This window comes from Neoroseomonas eburnea (genome assembly GCF_018129005.1).
Classification (GTDB): Bacteria; Pseudomonadota; Alphaproteobacteria; order Acetobacterales; family Acetobacteraceae; genus Neoroseomonas; species Neoroseomonas eburnea.
Window position 1 is genome coordinate 1 of record NZ_JAAEDL010000018.1, and the last position, 17297, is coordinate 17297.

General features: G+C 72.8%; 17 protein-coding genes. 8 read left to right on the forward strand and 9 right to left on the reverse strand.

The window, feature by feature from the left end:
* The first annotated feature begins 154 nt into the window (after positions 1-154).
* A complete protein-coding gene (locus tag GXW74_RS17595) occupies positions 155-1288 on the forward strand; it encodes an OmpA family protein (RefSeq protein WP_211847843.1) in 1134 nt (377 codons plus the stop codon).
* 647 nt (positions 1289-1935) lie between these two features.
* On the opposite strand, the gene GXW74_RS17600 is transcribed toward GXW74_RS17595, so the two are convergent.
* The 5 genes from GXW74_RS17600 to GXW74_RS17620 all read right to left on the reverse strand — a co-directional run bounded on the left by GXW74_RS17600 (position 1936) and on the right by GXW74_RS17620 (position 6450).
* Entirely contained in the window at positions 1936-2568 is a 633-nt protein-coding gene (locus GXW74_RS17600) for a hypothetical protein (RefSeq protein WP_211847844.1), read from the reverse strand.
* Positions 2565-3155 (reverse strand): hypothetical protein, encoded by a 591-nt coding sequence (locus GXW74_RS17605; RefSeq protein WP_211847845.1) that lies wholly within the window; start codon positions 3153-3155, stop codon positions 2565-2567. Before GXW74_RS17605 ends, GXW74_RS17600 begins: the two co-directional genes overlap by 4 nt.
* A gap of 53 nt (positions 3156-3208) precedes the next feature.
* Positions 3209-3778 carry a hypothetical protein gene (locus GXW74_RS17610; RefSeq protein WP_211847846.1) on the reverse strand — a complete coding sequence of 190 codons (570 nt, stop codon included), beginning with the start codon at positions 3776-3778 and terminating at the stop codon, positions 3209-3211.
* Positions 3775-4755, reverse strand: a complete 981-nt coding sequence (locus GXW74_RS17615) for a 2-dehydropantoate 2-reductase (protein WP_211847847.1) — start codon at positions 4753-4755, stop codon at positions 3775-3777. Before GXW74_RS17615 ends, GXW74_RS17610 begins: the two co-directional genes overlap by 4 nt.
* Positions 4756-4938: 183 nt before the next feature.
* On the reverse strand, positions 4939-6450 hold the full coding sequence (locus GXW74_RS17620; RefSeq protein ID WP_211847848.1) for an acyl--CoA ligase: 1512 nt from the start codon (positions 6448-6450) through the stop codon (positions 4939-4941).
* A gap of 140 nt (positions 6451-6590) precedes the next feature.
* Here GXW74_RS17620 and GXW74_RS17625 point away from each other — a divergent pair, with 140 nt between their 5' ends.
* Positions 6591-8087: a caspase family protein gene (locus tag GXW74_RS17625; RefSeq protein ID WP_211847849.1), complete on the forward strand. Its 1497-nt coding sequence runs from the start codon at positions 6591-6593 to the stop codon at positions 8085-8087.
* Positions 8088-8426: 339 nt separating this feature from the next.
* On the opposite strand, the gene GXW74_RS17630 is transcribed toward GXW74_RS17625, so the two are convergent.
* From GXW74_RS17630 to rplM, 4 genes are all read right to left on the reverse strand, one after another.
* A complete protein-coding gene (locus tag GXW74_RS17630; RefSeq protein ID WP_211847850.1) occupies positions 8427-8975 on the reverse strand; it encodes a gamma carbonic anhydrase family protein in 549 nt (182 codons plus the stop codon).
* 76 nt (positions 8976-9051) lie between these two features.
* Positions 9052-10017, reverse strand: a complete 966-nt coding sequence (gene argC, locus GXW74_RS17635) for an N-acetyl-gamma-glutamyl-phosphate reductase (protein ID WP_211847851.1) — start codon at positions 10015-10017, stop codon at positions 9052-9054.
* Positions 10018-10155: 138 nt separating this feature from the next.
* Positions 10156-10641, reverse strand: a complete 486-nt coding sequence (rpsI, locus tag GXW74_RS17640; RefSeq protein WP_211847852.1) for a 30S ribosomal protein S9 — start codon at positions 10639-10641, stop codon at positions 10156-10158.
* A gap of 4 nt (positions 10642-10645) precedes the next feature.
* Positions 10646-11131: a 50S ribosomal protein L13 gene (gene rplM, locus GXW74_RS17645; protein ID WP_211847853.1), complete on the reverse strand. Its 486-nt coding sequence runs from the start codon at positions 11129-11131 to the stop codon at positions 10646-10648.
* Between the two features lie 200 nt (positions 11132-11331).
* Between rplM and GXW74_RS17650 the strand changes: the two genes are divergently transcribed.
* The 6 genes from GXW74_RS17650 (at position 11332) to GXW74_RS17675 (ending at position 17268) form a co-directional block, all read left to right on the forward strand.
* Positions 11332-12306, forward strand: coding sequence for a Bug family tripartite tricarboxylate transporter substrate binding protein (locus GXW74_RS17650; protein ID WP_211847854.1), 975 nt, complete (start codon positions 11332-11334; stop codon positions 12304-12306).
* A gap of 75 nt (positions 12307-12381) precedes the next feature.
* Positions 12382-12774, forward strand: coding sequence for a VOC family protein (locus GXW74_RS17655; RefSeq protein ID WP_211847855.1), 393 nt, complete (start codon positions 12382-12384; stop codon positions 12772-12774).
* A 36-nt stretch (positions 12775-12810) separates the two neighbouring features.
* A complete protein-coding gene (locus tag GXW74_RS17660) occupies positions 12811-14508 on the forward strand; it encodes a dihydroxy-acid dehydratase (RefSeq protein ID WP_211847856.1) in 1698 nt (565 codons plus the stop codon).
* Complete coding sequence (locus GXW74_RS17665; protein ID WP_211847857.1) at positions 14505-15362, forward strand: SDR family oxidoreductase; 858 nt, start codon at positions 14505-14507, stop codon at positions 15360-15362. Before GXW74_RS17660 ends, GXW74_RS17665 begins: the two co-directional genes overlap by 4 nt.
* A gap of 161 nt (positions 15363-15523) precedes the next feature.
* Positions 15524-16705, forward strand: a complete 1182-nt coding sequence (locus tag GXW74_RS17670) for a M20 aminoacylase family protein (protein ID WP_211847858.1) — start codon at positions 15524-15526, stop codon at positions 16703-16705.
* A gap of 77 nt (positions 16706-16782) precedes the next feature.
* Positions 16783-17268 carry a hypothetical protein gene (locus GXW74_RS17675; protein ID WP_211847859.1) on the forward strand — a complete coding sequence of 162 codons (486 nt, stop codon included), beginning with the start codon at positions 16783-16785 and terminating at the stop codon, positions 17266-17268.
* Positions 17269-17297: the final 29 nt, after the last annotated feature.

The window sequence follows — 17297 nt, forward strand, 5'->3', positions numbered from 1 at the left end:
AGAACCGGCGCGTGGAAATCGTCCTCCGCTGATCCTGCGCTTCCGCGCAAGGTCCACACGGGAAGGGGCGCCGAAAGGCGCCCCTTTCTGCGTTGCGGTGCCCTGGTCGCTCGGCCACACTCCTTTCGCCCGCATGTGATAAGCTCAGACTTCAATGCCGCCTGCCATCCGCTGCCGTCGCCTTCCCTGCGCGATCCTCCTCGCTGCCGCCCCCTTTGCCGCAGATCCGCGGCCGGCGGCCGCGCAATTCCCGGAAGGCCCCTACATCGCCGGCGGTGCCGGCGTGAACCTGGTGCCCAACACCGACCTCAACCTCGACCAGACGACCCGACTCGGACTCGGGCAGGCCGGCTATGGCGGCTCCAGCTCGGTCGGCTTCACCACCGGATTCGCCGGCGTGCTGAGCCTCGGCTGGGGCTTCGGCAACGGGCTGCGCGCCGAGATCGAGGGCTCCTGGCGCAGCAACGACCTGAACAGCGCCTCCGGTCTCGCCGGCTGGGCGAGTGCGGGCGAGCCCGGCGGCCGCCAGGAAAGCTGGGGCGTCATGGGCAACCTGCTGCTCGACCTCGGCGTGATCGGCCCGGTCGTGCCCTATGTCGGCCTCGGCGCCGGCTACATCGTGACCGACTGGTCGGGCGTGCGGGGCATCGGGCACAACGGCACCCTGCGCATGACGGTCGACGACAGCGACGGCCGCTTCGCCTACCAGGGCATCGCCGGCCTCGCCTTCCCGCTCAATTTCGCGCCGGGCCTCTCGGTCACCGCCGAGTACCGCTTCCTCGGCACGCTGCAGCCGCAATTGCGGGCACGCTTCGACAATCCGACGACTGGCGCCGCGGTCGCGACCGGAACGGTGGAACCGGACAACTTCAACCACTCGCTGATGCTCGGCCTGCGCTACTCCTTCGCGCGGCCGTCCGTCGCCCCCGCGCCGGCGCCGGCCGCCGCTCCACAGGCGCAGCGGACCTTCCTCGTCTTCTTCGACTGGAACCGCGCCGATCTTACCGACCGCGCGCGCCAGATCATCGGCGAGGCGGTGCAGCACGCCCGCACGCAGCGCAGCACGCGGATCGAGGTCGCCGGGCATGCCGACCGCTCCGGCACCGTGCAGTACAACCAGGCGCTGTCGCGCCGCCGGGCGGAAACCGTCGCGGCCGAACTCGTCCGCCAGGGCGTGGCGCGGGAGGAGATCTTCGTCACCGCGCTCGGCGAGACGCAGCCGCTGGTCCCCACAGCCGACGGGGCCCGCGAACCGCAGAACCGCCGCGTCGAGATCGTGCTGCGCTGAAGGCCGGCACCGCCCCGCAACGCGCCGGACCGGAGCATTCCGCATCCGCGCCGGCTCACGGGGCGACCGCTCCGGTCGGCGGGTCCTGACGGGCAGCCTGGCGCGATCCGCCCTCTCTGCCGGGAAGGCAGGCGATCGCCGCGCAGACCCGGCGCCTCGCCGCCGGATCTCCGCCGGGCGGTGCCGCTGCCGATCCGACCCGGAGGCGAGGCTCGCGACCGGCAGCCGGGCGCGTCATGCCCTCACCCGATACCAAGCGCGGCTGTTCGCGACCGCCGGGATCCGGCTTTTCCGCCCTCGGACGCCGGGCGCAAACCTTCGGCTTGCCTGGCTTCGCCGGACTGCCGGCGGGCCGCATTCCGGATCCCCGGTCGCGGCCTCGGCACGGGTCAGGAACTCATGCCGCTGGCAGGAGGTGACCGGGCATGGCGCAGGGCGTGCCACACGCAGGACAGGCGCGAAGACCGCATCGCGAAGGCGACGCTCTCCCGCGAAGGCCACGCTCTCCTACGAATGCTCTCCCGCACAGCCCAGCCCTTCGGCTGGCCCGGGCTCGGAGTCCTGGCCTCGCGGTCGGCCGCCCCGCCGGCCCCGCGCAACGCACGGCCGAGCCTCGCCCACGAGGCAGCCGGCAAGGCTCGCCGGTATCAGTAGCCCGCGCCGAGCCCGTCGGTGATCGCGCCGGGCGCGCCGGCCTGCCACCAGTTCCCCGCCCCGGCCCAGCCGCGGTCGAGATCGAGCCGCCGCACCTCCCGCGCCAGCGCCGCCATGGCCTGCTCCGCGGCCGGCAGCGGGCCGAGATCGCCGAGACGATCAAGCGTCGGCGCCCCTCCGGGCTCGAAGATCGGCGCCGCGAGCGCCGCCTCCGCCCCCGCACGGTCCCCCGCCCGCAGGCGCGCCGCCGTGGCGGAGAGCGCCCGTACGACATCCGCCCCCGCCGCGCTCCGCGCCGCCCCGAGCGCGGCACGGTTCTCGTCCCGCGCCGTGCGCATCGCGAAACCGATGGAGGGCGACAGCGAGGGCCAGGCGCGGCCGTTGGTGACCTCCATCTCCAGCGCCTCGAGCCGCGCGAGGGCGAGCGCGGCCTCGGCCGGGTGGCCGGCCAGCGCCGCACCCTCTCGGGCGAAGGCAGCCGCCGTCGCCTGCACCGCCGCGCGCAGCGGTGCACCGGCCTGCGGCGCGCCGGCGAGCACCGCGGGCGGCGGCGCGGCCGGCGTGCGCAGTTCCTCGCAGGCGGCGGCAAGCAGGGGCGTGAGGAGAAGCAAGCGACGAGATGTCATAGCCAAGGCCGATTCCTCGAATCCTGCCTCTGGATACGCCACATCTCCTGCATTGCCATCTGCGAGGCCCAGGCGGTCCTCGGTAGAGGCGGCAGTTCCGCCAGCCGTTGCAGGCTGGCCGCCCCGCCCGGCGCGACGACCGGCGGCCGCAAGGCGGCCGCGGCGCCCGGCGGGTTCTGCGCGGCGAGGGCGAGGCGCACCGCCGTCATGGCATCGATCACCGCCTGCGGTGCCGCCTCCGGGGCGATGCCCAGCGCGCCGCGCCATTCCTCCCGCGCCTGGGCGAAGGCCATCGGCACCAGCGGCGACATCTCGACCCAGCGTGGCCCGTAGCGCAGCTCGACGGCGAGATGCTCGGCCTCCGAGATCGCCTGCGCCGCCTCGACCGGATTGCCGCGCAGCGAGGCCGGCTGCGGGAACACGTAGGACGCGTGGATGATCGCCTGCCGCGTCGGGTCGGCGAAGCCGAGCGTCGGGTCCACCGGCAGCCGCGTCACCGGCGGCTGCGGCAGCCCCGTGCATCCCGCGGCCAGGCCGCATAGCGCCAGCGACACCGCCCGCCGACCGAAGCCCGAAGAGTTCACCATGGCCGGTTCCTCCCGGCCCGCATCTGGCCCTTCCGCGAGGATGCCGCAACGCCTCACGGCTCGACGTCGATCTGCACCGACTCGCGCCACATCTCGGACTCGGCGTCCGACGCCGCGCGCGCGGCGAGCGGCAGCGGCGGCAGGGCGGCGAGGCGCTGAACCGCGCCCTCCCCTCCGCCGGGAACGGTCGTCGGCGACAGCGCCGCGATCGCCGCGCGCCGGTCGCCGGCGAGCAGCGCGCCACGTGTCGCGAACAGCGCGTCGATCACCGCCTGCGGCGGCGCCTCGGGCGCAATGCCGATGACCCCGCGCCATTCGCGCCGCGCCGCCGCGAATTCCTGCGCCACGTACGGCGCGAAGCCGATCCAGCGCTGCCCGGTGGCGAGTTCCACCGCGAGGAATTCCGCCTGCCCGATCACCCTGGCGGCTTCCGCCGGCTGTCCCGCCAGGGAGGAGGGCCGGCCGAAACTGTAGGCGGTGACGATGATCGCCTGCCGCGCCGGATCGGCGAAGCCGACCGTCGCCTCCGGCGGCAGCGCGACCGGCGGCGCCACGGACCCGCCGCAGGCGGCGAGCGACAGCAAGGCCGCCATGGCCCAGCCCCGGCGCCGCGCGAAGCTCATGGCAGGCACCCCGCCGCCCGCGCCCGCGCGCGCACCAGCGCGAGCACGGTCCGGCAGGTCGGCGCTGCCTCCCCGACCAGCTCCGCCAGTTCCACCACGGCGCCGAGCAGCGCCTCGATCTCCATCGGCCGCCCGCGTTCGAGGTCCTGCAGCATCGAGGTCCTGTGCGCGCCGACCTCCGCCGCGCCGGCGATGCGCCTGTCCACGTCGATGGCGAAGCGCACGCCGAGCGCCTCCGCCACGCGCTGGCCTTCCAGCATCATCGCGCGCGCCACGCCGCGCTGCCCGTCGTCGTTGACCAGCACGTCGAGCGTCGCGGTGGTCAGCGCCGAGATCGGGTTGAAGGCCATGTTGCCCCACAGCTTGACCCAGAGCTCGTCGCGGATGCGCGGCCGCACCGGCGCCTTGAAGCCGGCGGCGATCAGCGCCTGGGAGAGCCGCTGCGCGCGCGGGCTGCGCGAGCCGTCCGGCTCGCCGAGGGAGAAGCGGTCGCCATAGCCGTGCTCGATGACACCGGGCTCGACCACCTCCGCCGCCGGGTAGACGATGCAGCCGATCGCACGCGACGGCGGCAGCAGGCGGGAGACGATGCCGCCGGGATCGACGCTCTCGACGATGCGGCCCTCATGCGCGCCGCCGATGCCGTGGAAATACCACCAGGGCACGCCGTTGACGGCGCTGACCACCGCCGTCTCCGGCCCGAGCAGCGGCTGCATCTGCGCCGCTGCCCCGGGCAGCGAATGCGCCTTCAGCGTGACGAGGACGTAGTCCTGCGGGCCGGCTTCCCCGGCGCTGGCGACGCAGCGCGGGCGGGCGACGATCTCCCGGCCCTCGCTGACCAGGCGCAGCCCGTCCGCCTGCATGGCGGCGAGGTGGGGGCCGCGCGCGATGACGGTGACCTCGGCCTCGCCGCGAAGCGCCAGCTTCGCCGCCATGAGACCGCCTATGGCGCCGGCGCCGAAGACGCAGATCCTCATCTTCCGGTCATCCGCTTCACATTCCGCTTCCCGCACCGCGCGCCGCTGCGCTCCACCGGCGTCCTGATTCCGAAGTCCGGCGGACGTCGCTCCCACGCCGCTGGCCATGGCTTGCAGTGGCCTGCTCCTCCGCTTCGCTCGCTGGCGATCCGGCGAACTTCGCGGGCACGACACTCGGCATCGTCATGCCGTCAGCCCCAGCTTCTCGGCGAGCCCGATGCGCATCAGCTTGCCCGTCGCGCCCTTCGGGATCTCCTCCAGGAAGACCACCCTCCGCGGCACCTTGAAGTCGGCAAGGTGGCGGGCGGCGAATTCGCGCAGTTCGCGTTCGGTGCAACCCATGCCGTCGCGCAGCACCACCGCCGCGCCGACCTCCTCGCCGAGCTTGACGTGCGGGATGGCGAAGGTCAGCGCCTGCGCCACCGCCGGGTGGCCGGAGAGCACGCCGTCCACCTCCAGCGGGCTGACCTTCTCCCCACCGCGGTTGATCAGCTCCTTGAGCCGGCCGGTCAGGGTGAGGAAGCCGTCGGCGTCGAAGGCGCCCTGGTCGCCGGTGCGGAACCAGCCATTCGTGAAGGCCTTGGCGTTGGCCTCGGGGTTCGCCTCGTAGCCGGCGGTGACGTTGGGGCCGCGGATGACGACCTCGCCGATCGCGCCCGGCGGCAGCAGCGCGCCGTCCTCGTCCATGATGGCGACCTCCGGCCCCGCCGGCTGTCCGACCGAGCCCGGCTTGCGCGGCCCCGCCAGCGGGTTGGAGCACATCTGGTGGGCGGCCTCGGTCATGCCGTAGCTCTCGACCAGCGGGGCGGAGAAGACCTCCTCCAGTTGCCGCATCACCGGCCCGGGCAGGGACGCCGAGGATGACCGCAGGAAGCGCAGCCGCGCGCGCCGGATGATGTCGGCATTGCGCTCGGCGCGGGCGAGGATCGCCTGGTGCATGGTCGGCACCGCCGTCACCCAGGATGGCCGTTCCTCGTCCAGCCAGCGGAAGAAGCGCAGCGCGTCGAATCCCGGCGTGCAGACCACCGCCCCGCCCGCGCCCACCGAGGCCAGCACCGCGGCCATCAGCCCGTGGATGTGGAACAGCGGCATGATGTTGAGGCAGGCATCGTCCGGCCCGAGTTCCAGCGTGCGCGCGATGTTGCGCGCCGAGGCGCAGATGTTCGCCTGGGTCAGCGGCACGATCTTGGGCCGTGCCGTGGTGCCGGAGGTGTGCAGCACCAGCGCAGCGTCCTCGGGCCAGGCCAGGCCGGGCTTCGCCGCATTGCCGGGGGCCCCACCTTCCAGCGTGAAGTCGCCGGCCGCCACGCCCGGCACCAGGTCGAGCACCGGGATGGAGAGCCGCGCCGCCACCTCCCGCGCATCGCTCGCCATGCCGTGCAGGATGACCAGCGCCCGGGCCTCGAGGTCGGTCAGGTAGAAGGTGAATTCCTCCGCGCGGTAGGCCGGGTTGAGCGGCGCGGTGGTGGCCCCCGCGCCGACCGCCAGGAAGGCGGCGGCCATCTCCGGGCCGTTGGGCAGCACGATCGCCACACGGTCCCCGCGCCCGATGCCGAGCCGGTTGAGCGTGGCGACCGTCCGCCCGCACAACTCGCGCAAGGCGCCGAAGCTCATCGCCGGCCGGTCGTTGGTGCCGCGGATCGCGGCGGCGCCGGCGGCACCACCCGCCAACAGGCGGGATATCGTCTCGGTCATGGGCGTTCCTCTCCCGGAGACGGGCGCGACTATGGGATCGGCGCGAGGCCGCGTCAGCCCCCCGCGTGCGCGACCGCGCTTCCCCGGGGCGGCCCGCCCATGGCAGGCTGCCACGGCCTTCAGGATCCGGACACGCACCGATGCGACGCCTGGTCCTCCTGCTCGTTGCCGCCATGCTGTCCGCCACCGCGCCCGCGGCGGCGGAGCGCGTGGCACTCGTCATCGGCGTCGGCGGCTACCGGCATGTCCCGCCCCTCGCCAACCCGCCCAACGATGCGGAGGACGTGGCGGCGGCGCTCACGCGGCTCGGCTTCCGCACGGATCTCGTGACCGACCCCGACCGTGCGCAATTGGAACAGGCGGTGCGACGGCTCGGCCAGGCGGCGCGCGGGGCGGAGGCGGCCATCTTCTTCTACGCCGGCCATGCGCTGGAAGCCGGCGGGCGCAACTGGCTGCTGCCGGTCGGCGCGAATATCGGCAGCGAGCGCGACCTGCGCTTCGAGGCGCTCGACATGGACATCGTCACCGAGCAGCTCGACGGCATCGCGCGGCTGTCGATCGTGCTGCTCGATGCCTGCCGGGACAATCCCTTCCGCCTGCGGCTCGCGGCCGGGACGCGCAGCGGCGCGACGGGGATGGGCCTCGGCCGGGTGCATGCGGCGGTGGGCACGCTGGTCGCCTTCTCCACCGCGCCCGGCACCGTCGCCGCCGACGGCAGCGGGCGCAACAGTCCCTTCACCGCCGCCCTGCTCCGCCGCATCGGCACGCCGGGGCTCGAGTTGCGGCAGATGCTCGCCGAGGTGCGCCGCGACGTGCGGGAGGCGACCGGCGGCCAGCAGGTGCCCTGGGAGCATTCGGCACTGGAGGGCAGCTTCTATTTCTCGGGCGGCCCGCCGGCCATCGGCGTGGAGCAGGTCTTCTGGGAGAGCGTGCGCGGCAGCGCCGACCGGCGCGACCTCGAAGCCTACCTCGCCCGCTATCCGCAGGGCGCCTTCGTCGACCTGGCGCGCAACCGGCTGCGCGCCATGGCCGCGCCGACCTCCCCGCAGGGCATCGTGCTGACGGAGGACACGCTCGCCGCCGCGCTCGCGACGCAACTGCCGCTGGATACCGCGCGCCGGATCGCCGCCGCCTACCTCTCGGAACGCGGGCCGGCCAAGGCCATTGCCATCAATCCCGCCCGGCGCCGCAGCTTCCGCGTGACCGCCGCGGCGGAAGGCAGCGACGTGGCGGAAATGGTGCTCGAACGCTGCCAGCTCTTCTACGGTTCGCCGTGCCAACTGGTCGGCCTGGACGAGGAGCTGACGCCCGGGCGCCGGCCGGAACCCATGCCGCGCCTCGCCCATGCCGGGGCCTTCGACCCCGCGCAGGTGCCGGGCCAGCCGGCCTCGCGGCGCGGGCCGGACTCCGACCTGCTGCGCTACGCCGCGGGGCGGGAGCACAAGGCGATGGCGATCCACGGCACCGGCCGGCTCTACTGGCGCACCGGCGCCGCCAGCGACGAGGAGGCGCAGGAGGCCGCGCTGCGCGCCTGCACCGAGGCGAACGAGCGCGCCAACCGCGAAGGCCCCTGCCTGCTCTATGCCGTCGGCGACCGTGTGGTGCTGGCCGAAAGGCGGCGCGGCATCCGCCGCTGAGGCTCATGCCGCCGGCCGCTATTCGCGGCCGGTGGCATGAGCTTTTCCGTGCCCTCGGACGCCGGGCGCAAACCTCCGGTTTGCTGGGCTTCGCCGGACTGCCGGCGGGCCGCATTCGCGGCCTCGGCACGAGTCAAAGACCCGCGCCGCCCGTATCGTACCGCCGGCCGCTACTCGCGGCCGGTGGCATCCGCCTTTTTCGTGCCCTCGGTCGCCGGGCGCGAACCTCCGGTTCGCCTGGCTTCGCGCGACTGCCGGCGGGCCGCTTTCGCGGCCTCGGCGTGAGTCAGGGCCTCATGCCGCGGGTCTGATGCCCGTCAGCAGAAAGGCTGACCGGGATCAGCCACCGAGGGAACGGCGGTGCCGCCCGGACAGTTCCACGTAGTGCGGCGCCGTGCGGTCGAAGCCGGCGCGATGTTCCGGCGTCAGCACCCGCACCAGCTTGGCGGGGTTGCCCATCCAGAGCTCCAACGCGCCGATCTTCTTGCCCGGCGGCAGCACGGAGCCGGCGGCGAGCACGCCGCCTTCCTCGATCACCGCCTCGTCCAGCACGGTCGCGCCCATGCCGACGAAGGCGCGGTTCATCAGCGTGCAGGCGTGGATGATGGCGGCGTGGCCGACCGTCACGTCGTCGCCGATCGTGGTGCACTGGCGGCCGGCATTCACGTGGATGATGGTGCCGTCCTGGATGTTGCTGCCGCGGCCGATGGTGATGGTGTTGGTGTCGCCGCGCAGGACGCAATGATACCAGATGTTCGACCCCTCCCCGATCGTCACCTGGCCGATCACGGCCGCGGTCGGCGCCACGAAGGCCGAGGGATGCACGACCGGCCGGTGCCCTTCGAAGACATAGAGCGGCGGCGCGGTCAGGGTCTGGTTGGTGTCCATGGCGGGTTCCTCCCGGTCGTTCGGGTGCAGGATGCGCCGACGGGCGGGGCAGCGGAAGGCCGCCCCGCCCGGTTGGTCACTCGGCGGCGCGCGGCGCCGCGATCGGCAGGTCGGCATTCACCGGAATGCCGAGCATCAGCCCGAGGTTCTGCACCGCCGCGCCGGACGCGCCCTTGCCGAGGTTGTCGAAGCGCGCCACCAGCACCGCCTGGCCGAGCGCCGCATCGCCATAGACGCGGATCTCGAGCGCATTGGTGCCGTTCAGCGCCTGCGGCTCGATCTTGCCGTTGCCCTCGGCCGGCACGACGCGGACGTATTCGCTGCCCGCGTAGCGCTCGCGCAGCAGCGTCTCGATCTCCGCCGGGCTGACCTTGCGCTGCAGCGTGTCGAGATGCAGCGGGATCGCGTCCAGCATGCCCTGCGCGTAGTCCGCCACCGCCGGCACGAAGATCGGCCGGCGCGTCAGCAGCGAATAGGCCTGGAGTTCCGGCAGGTGCTTGTGATGCAGGCCGAGGCCGTACATCTCGAAATCCGGCGCGGTGCGGGCCTCATAGGCGGCGACCATGGACTTGCCGCCGCCGGTGTAGCCGGAGACCGCATTGACCGTGACCGGATGGTCGGCGGCCATGATCCCGGCCTCGACCAGCGGGCGCAGCATCAGGATCGCGCCCGTCGGGTAGCAGCCCGGATTGGACACGCGCTGCGCCGCCGCGATCGCCGCCGGCTGGTCGGGCGTCAGCTCCGCCAGGCCATAGACCCAGTCGGGATCGACGCGGTGCGCCGTGGAGGCATCGAGCAGCTTCGGCGCCCTGGCCCCCAGCGAGGCGGCGAGCTCCGCGCTTTCCTTCGCCGCGTCGTCCGGCAGGCAGAGGATGACGAGATCCACCTCCTCCATCAGCTCGCGCCGCGCCCCGGGGTCCTTGCGGCGGTCGGCGGCGATCGATCGCAGCGCGACATGCGGGTTCGCCGCCAGACGCTCGCGGATCTGCAGGCCGGTCGTGCCGGCCTCGCCGTCGATGAACACCGTGGGGGTCTTGGCCATGGGATGGACCTCCGTTGTCTGGCCATTTGCCGCGAATTGCGGCCCGAAATGCAAGAGGGGCGGACCCTCGCGGATCCACCCCTCCTGCATGACAGTCCTGCGTAGAACGGACCGGCGCCGGACGCCGATCCGCTGGCGTCAGCGCTTGCTGAACTGGAAGGAACGTCGCGCCTTCGCCTTGCCGTACTTCTTGCGCTCCACGACGCGGGGGTCGCGGGTCAGGAAGCCGGCCTTCTTCAGGATGGCGCGCAGCTCGGGTTCGAAGTTGCAGAGCGCGCGGGAGATGCCGTGGCGGACCGCGCCGGCCTGGCCCGAAAGCCCGCCGCCATTCACCGAGCAGAACACGTCGAACTGCTGGTAGCGGTCGGCCACCAGGAAGGGCTGCGTGATCAGCATGCGAAGCACGGGACGGGCGAAATAGCGCGCCGCCGGCTTGTCGTTGATCAGGATCTGGCCCTTGCCGGGCTTCACCCACACGCGGGCCACGGCGTCCTTGCGGCGGCCGGTGGCATAGGCGCGGCCGAAGGCATCGCGCTTCGGTTCGCGCTTCGGGGCGGCCTCGGGCGCCGCCGGCGTGCCGGCGACGAGTTCCTTGAGGTCCGCGAGGGTACGGGTCTCGCTCATCGCCTCAGGCCACCTTCTTCACGAGCACGGAGTTCTTGCGGTTCAGCGCCGCGACGTCGAGCGCCTGCGGCTGCTGGCCGGCATGCGGATGCTCGGCGCCCGCATAGACGTGCAGGTTGCGCATCTGCTGGCGACCCAGCGGGCCGCGCGTGATCATGCGCTCCACCGCCTTCTCGATCACCCGCTCCGGGTACTTGCTCTCAAGCCGCTCGCGCACGGTGCGCTGCTTGATGCCGCCCGGGTAGCCGGTGTGCCAGTAGAACACCTTCTGCTCCGCCTTCGCGCCGGTGACGCGGATCTTGCGGGCATTGATGATGACGACGTGGTCGCCGCAATCGACATGCGGGGTGAACTGCGGCTTGTGCTTGCCGCGAAGGCGATTGGCCACGAGCGTCGCGAGGCGGCCGAGCACGAGCCCGTCCGCATCGATCAGCACCCAGCCCTTCTTCACCTCCGCCGGCTTCAGCGAGGTGGTCTGTCTCGTGAGCATCGGTTTTCCAAGTGTCAGGCGTGTTCAGTGGCGCGGCTTATCGCGGTCGGGGGCCGGAAAGTCAAGCCGGAAGCGGGATTTGCGGTTGCGGTATCATGATACCGTCATTCCCGATCGGCCCTCTTCCCCTCCGTCCGGGCGCCTGCGAGGCTGGTCCCAAGCGCGCCCGAAGGCGCAACAGCATTGCTTGGGGAAACGCCATGACCCGTCTCGACCGCCGCGCCTTCTTCGCCGCCACCGGGCTTCTCGCCGCGCCGCGCCTCGTCCGCGCCCAGGGCAACTGGCCGCAGGGCCAGACCACCAGCCTGGTCATCCCCTATGCGGCGGGTGGCTCGCCGGACGTGCTCGGGCGGATCATCACCCAGGGCTTCGCCGAGCGGACCGGCGCGACCTTCATCATGGACCACAAGCCGGGAGCCTCCACCACGCTCGCCGCCCGCCACGTCGCCCGCGCGCGACCGGACGGCGCGACCCTGCTGATGGGCACCATCGTGACCTTCACCATGGCGCCCTATGCGCTGCGCAACCTCGGCTACGACCCGGTGGGCGACTTCGCCCACATCACCCAGATCGCCGAGACGCTCTTCGTCATGGTGGCCCATCCGCGGTGGGAGAGCCTCGATCATGTCCTCGCCGAGGCGCGGCGCCGCCCGGGGCAGCTCACCTACGCCACCTGGGGCGTCGGCAGCACCTCCCATCTCGGCATGGTCGACCTGATGCAGCGGACGGGCACGGAGCTGCTGCACGTCCCCTTCAACGGCACGCCGCCGGCGCTGACCGAAACCATCGCCGGGCGGACGGACGTGATGATCTCCACCTTCGCCCCGGCCAAGCCGCATGTGGAAAGCGGCCGGCTGCGCGCGCTCGGCATGGTCTCGGCCGCGCGGACCCCGGCCCTGCCGGACGTGCCGACCATGACGGAACTCGGACAGAGGGATTTCGTCGTCGGCGGCTGGTTCAGCCTGCAGGCGCCGGCGGGCACGCCGAAGCCCATCCTCGACCGCGTCAACGACCTGGCGAAGGAGGCCTTCGGCACGCCGGCCGCGGCCGAGACCTTCGCCCGTCTCGGCTTCGCCGCCGCGGAACCGGGCCCCGAGGCGCTGATCGCGCGCATCCGGCGGGAGCTCGACCAGAACCGCGAGCTGATGCGCCGCGCCGGCATCCAGCCGGAATAGCGCCACCCGCCGATCCGCAACCCGGATCAACGCCGCCGCGCTAGCCTGCCGGCGCGGCGGAGGAGGCCGCTCCCGATGTACAGCCATGTCACCCTCGGCACGAACGACATCCGCCGCGCCGTCGCCTTCTACGACCCCCTGCTGGCGGATCTCGGCCTGCAGCGGCAGGAGTCGGACCTGGATCGCGGCTATGCCGGCTACGCGGCGAAGCCCGAGACGACGCCGCAGTTCTGGGTCACCACCCCGCTCGACCGCAGGCCGGCCACCGTCGGCAACGGCGTGACCATCGCCTTCGAGGCCCCCGACCGCGCCACGGTGGACCGCTTCCACGCCGCCGCCCTGGCCGGGGGAGGGACGGATGAGGGCAAGCCCGGCCTGCGCCCGCACTACCACCCCGACTACTACGGTGCTTATGTGCGCGACCCTGACGGCAACAAGATCTGCTGCGTCTGCCACCGCCCCGCCTGAGGGCCGGGGGCCGCGGCGGCGGGACAAAGGACGCCCATGACCGACAAGCCCCACGGCCTCGGCCGCAACGCCTCGAACTACGGCGACCCCGCCTTCGCGCTGTATCTGCGGCGCTCCTTCGCCAAGTCCATGGGCTATTCGCAGGCGATGCTCGACAAGCCGGTGGTCGGCATCGCCGACACCGCGAGCGACTACAACAACTGCCACCGCACGGTCCCGGAACTGATCGAGGCGGTGAAGCGCGGCGTGCTCGCCGCCGGCGGGCTGCCCCTCGCCTTCCCGACCATCAGCATCTGCGAGCCCTCGCTCTCGCCGTGTTCCATGCACTACCGCAACCTGATGGCGCTCGACACCGAGACGATGCTGGCGAACCAGCCGATGGATGCGGCGGTGCTGGTGGGCGGCTGCGACAAGACGGTGCCGGCGCAGCTCATGGGCGCGATCAGCTCGGGCACGCCGTCGGTGATGCTGGTGGTCGGCCCGATGCTGGCGCAGGCCTTCGAGGGCGAGCGCCTGTCCGCCTGCACCGATTGCCGCCGCTACTGGGCGCGCTACCGCGCCGGCGAGGTCTCGGACGAGAAGATCAGCACGCTGGAGGGCAAGCTCGCCACCACCGCGGGCACCTGCGGCGTGATGGGCACGGCCTCCACCATGGCCTGTCTCGCCGCGACGCTCGGCTTCATGCCGCTCGATGCGGCCTCGGCGCCTGCGGTGCATGCCGACCGGCTGCGCATCGCCGAGGAAGCCGGCGCGCAGGCGGTGCGGCTGATCCGCAACCCGGTCGCGCCGCTCTCGCTGATGACGCAGGGCAATCTCGACAATGCGGTGCGCGTGCTGCTGGCGCTCGGCGGGTCGACCAATGCCATCGTCCACCTCGCGGCCATCGCCGGGCGCGCGGGGCTGGCGCTCGACCTGAAGCGGCTCGATGCGCTGTCCGAGACCACGCCGGTGCTGGTGGACCTCAAGCCCACCGGCGAAGGCTACATGGAGGACTTCCACAGTGCCGGCGGCATGCGCGCCCTGCTGTGGGAATTGCGCGACCTGCTCGACCTGACGGCGAAGGACCTCGACGGCGTCTCGCTTGCCGACCGCATCGGCGACGGCAAGCATTTCGTCGACCGTCGCATCATCCGCGCGCGCGGCGAGCCGGTCTCGCCGGTCGGCGGGCTGGTGGCGCTGTTCGGCTCGCTGGCGCCGGACGGCGCGATCCTCAAGCGCAGCGCGGCGACGCCCTCGCTCTTCGAGACCGAGGCGCGCTGCCTGGTCTTCGACGGGCTGAAGGACCTGTCGGACCGCATCGACGACCCGGATCTCGACGTCACGCCGCAGGACATCCTGGTGCTGAAGAACGCCGGTCCGCGCAGCCCGGCGGGCATGCCGGAGGCGGGCTACCTGCCCATCCCGAAGAAGCTCGCGCGCCAGGGCGTGAAGGACATGGTGCGCATGAGCGACTGCCGCATGTCCGGCACCGCCTTCGGCACCATCGTCCTGCACATCGCGCCGGAAGCCTCGGTCGGCGGCCCGCTCGCGCTGGTGGAGACCGGCGACCGCATCCGGCTGTCGGTGAAGAACCGCAGCCTGGACCTGCTGGTGGACGAGGCGGTGCTGGCGAAGCGCCGCGCCGCCTGGACGCCGGCGCCGGCGCCGGCACGCGGCTGGGACCGCCTGGTGCATGAGCAGGTGACGCAGGCGCCGCTCGGCGCCGACCTCGCCTTCCTGCGCGCAGCACCTTGATCGCGCTGGTCGGCGCCAGCGGGCGCTCCGGCGCCGCGCTGGCGCGGGCGCTGGCGGCGCATGGCATGCCCTTCGTCCCGGTGGTCCGCAGCGCCGCGAAATGGACGGCGCTCGGCCTGGCGGGCGAGCCGCGGGTGGCCGACCTGCGCGACGCCGCGGCCCTGCGCCGCGCCCTGGCCGGAGCGGATCGCGTGGTCAGCACGGTGCATGCCCGCTGGGCGCCGGCCCTGCTCGCCGCCGCGGAGCCCGCCGCATCCTGGGTGCTGATGGGCTCCACCCGCCGCTTCTCGCAATGGCCCGATGCCCATGGCGACGGCGTGCGGGCGGGCGAGGCCGCCTTCCTGGCCGCCGGCCGCCCCGGGGTCATGCTGCACCCGACGATGATCTACGGGGCGCAGGGCGAGGACAACGTCCAGCGCCTCGCCGCCCTGCTGGCGAAGCTGCCCGTCGCGCCGCTGCCGGGCGGCGGCCGCGCGCTGGTCCAGCCGATCCACCAGGACGACGTGACGCGCTGCCTGATCGCCGCGATCCGGCACGGCTGGACGAAGCCGGAGACGATCGTCATCGCCGGGCCTTCCCCGCTCGCCTACCGCGACTTCCTGCGCGCCGTCGCGGCGGCGGCCGGGCTGCGCGCCCCGCCGATCCTGCCCATCCCGGCCCTGCCGCTGCGCCTGCTGGCGCCGCTGGCGCGCATCATTCCGGGCCTGCCGCGCATCGGCGGCGACGAGATCCGCCGGCTGACCGAGGACAAGGCCTTCGACATCGGCCCCATGCGCCGGATCCTGGGGGTCGAGCCGATTCCGCTCGATCAGGGTCTTGCCCTCACCTTCCGGCGGGACCAAACCTCGGCCTGAAGGATCTTCCGGGACTGCGCCGAACGACGCATTCCCGATGCGGCACCGGCCCGCACCCCCATTTGGCGCCCCTTCCGGACGACGATCGCCGGATGCCTCGTGGGGATGCGGGCCGGTGCCGGCATTCTCCACCAGCCTCTGACACGCCCCGGAGCCGCCTCATGCCTGTCAACAACCGCATCGCCGATTTCCACGCCGAGATGACCGCCTGGCGGCGGGACTTCCACGAACACCCCGAGCTCGCCTTCGAGGAGGTCCGCACCTCCCGCATCGTCGCCGAGAAGCTGCGCGAATTCGGCTGCGACGAGGTGGTGACCGGCATCGCGAGGACCGGCGTGGTCGGCGTGATCCGTGGCAACAACGCCGCCTCCGGCCGCGCCATCGGGCTGCGCGCGGACATGGACGCGCTGCCGATCCTCGAGGACACCGGCCTGCCGCACGCGTCCAAGACGCCCGGCAAGATGCACGCCTGCGGCCATGACGGGCACACCACCATGCTGCTCGGCGCGGCGAAGTACCTCGCGGAGACGCGCAACTTCGACGGCACCGTCTACGTCATCTTCCAGCCCGCCGAGGAGAATTTCGGCGGCGGCGAGGTGATGGTGAAGGAGGGCCTGTTCGAGCGCTTCCCGATGGAGCGCGTCTTCGGACTGCACAACTGGCCCGCCCTGCCGGCCGGCACCTTCGCCTGGCGGGAAGGCCCGGTGATGGCCGCCGTCGCCAACCTGGAAGTCACCATCACCGGCAAGGGCGCGCACGGCGCCATGCCGCACAACGGCAACGACCCGATCGTGATCGCCGCCGCCATCGTGCAGGCGCTGCAATCCATCGTCGCGCGCAACGTCGAACCGGTCGATGCCGGCGTCATCACCATCGGCCACATCACCGGCGGCCACACCTACAACGTGATCCCGCAGACGGTGCAGATGCTCGGCACCGCGCGGTGGTTCGCCAAGGAGGTCGGCGACCTGCTGGAGAAGCGCTTCCTCGAGACCGTCACCGGCATCGCCGCGGCCTTCGGCGCCACGGCGGAGGCGAAGTTCATCCGCCTCTACCCCGCCACGATCAACGAGGTGACGAGCGTGCACCTCGCCGCCGATGCCGCGCGCGCGGTGCAGGGCGAGGCGCGCGTCATCACGATGCCCAAGCCGACCATGGGCGGGGAGGATTTCTCCTTCATGCTCAACGCCAAGGACGGCGCCTACCTGATGCTCGGCGGCGGGCGCTCGGAGCAGGACGCCAACGTCCACCATCCGAAATACGACTTCAACGACGAGATCCTGCCGGTCGGCGCCTCCTGGTGGGCGGCGCTGGCGGAGCGGCTCCTGCCGCGCCAGGATTGATCCGGCGGCGTTAGCAGGGCCGAAACCATGGGCGGATGAAGGTGGCGCAGGCATGACCCCGCGACCGGAACCCGCCCATGGCCCGTCCGACCCCCGCCTTCGACCCCTGGCCGCTGCTGCCGCGCCCGGCCGGCGGCCGCCCGCGGCCCGAGGATGACCCGGCGCGCGCGGCGGTCGCGGCCTGCATCGGCCTCGCGGCGCTGCTGCTGCCGCTCCGCCTCGCGCTGCCGGGAAGCGGGCTGGGGCCGGAACTGGCCAAGCTCGTCGCGCTGGTCGGCTGCAGCGGCGGATTCGCGCTGCTGCTGGCGCTGGTCGCGATGCTCGTCGGCGTCGCCGTGGTCACGCCGGTCCTCACCCTGCCGGCACCGATGCGCCAGGCCGCGCTGCGCGCCTTCGACAACGCCGTCCATCTCGCCTTCGTGCTGAGCGTGACCGGCGTGCTCGGCATCATCGTGCTGCACGAAAGGGTGCCGCCGGTGGCGATCTGGTTCACCGGCCAGGCGGCGCTGCTCTGGGCCTGCCACCGCACGCGGCTCTGGCTCGCCGGGCCGAGCATCGCCTGACGGGCGGGAAAGTCCTCCCCGCCGCGGGC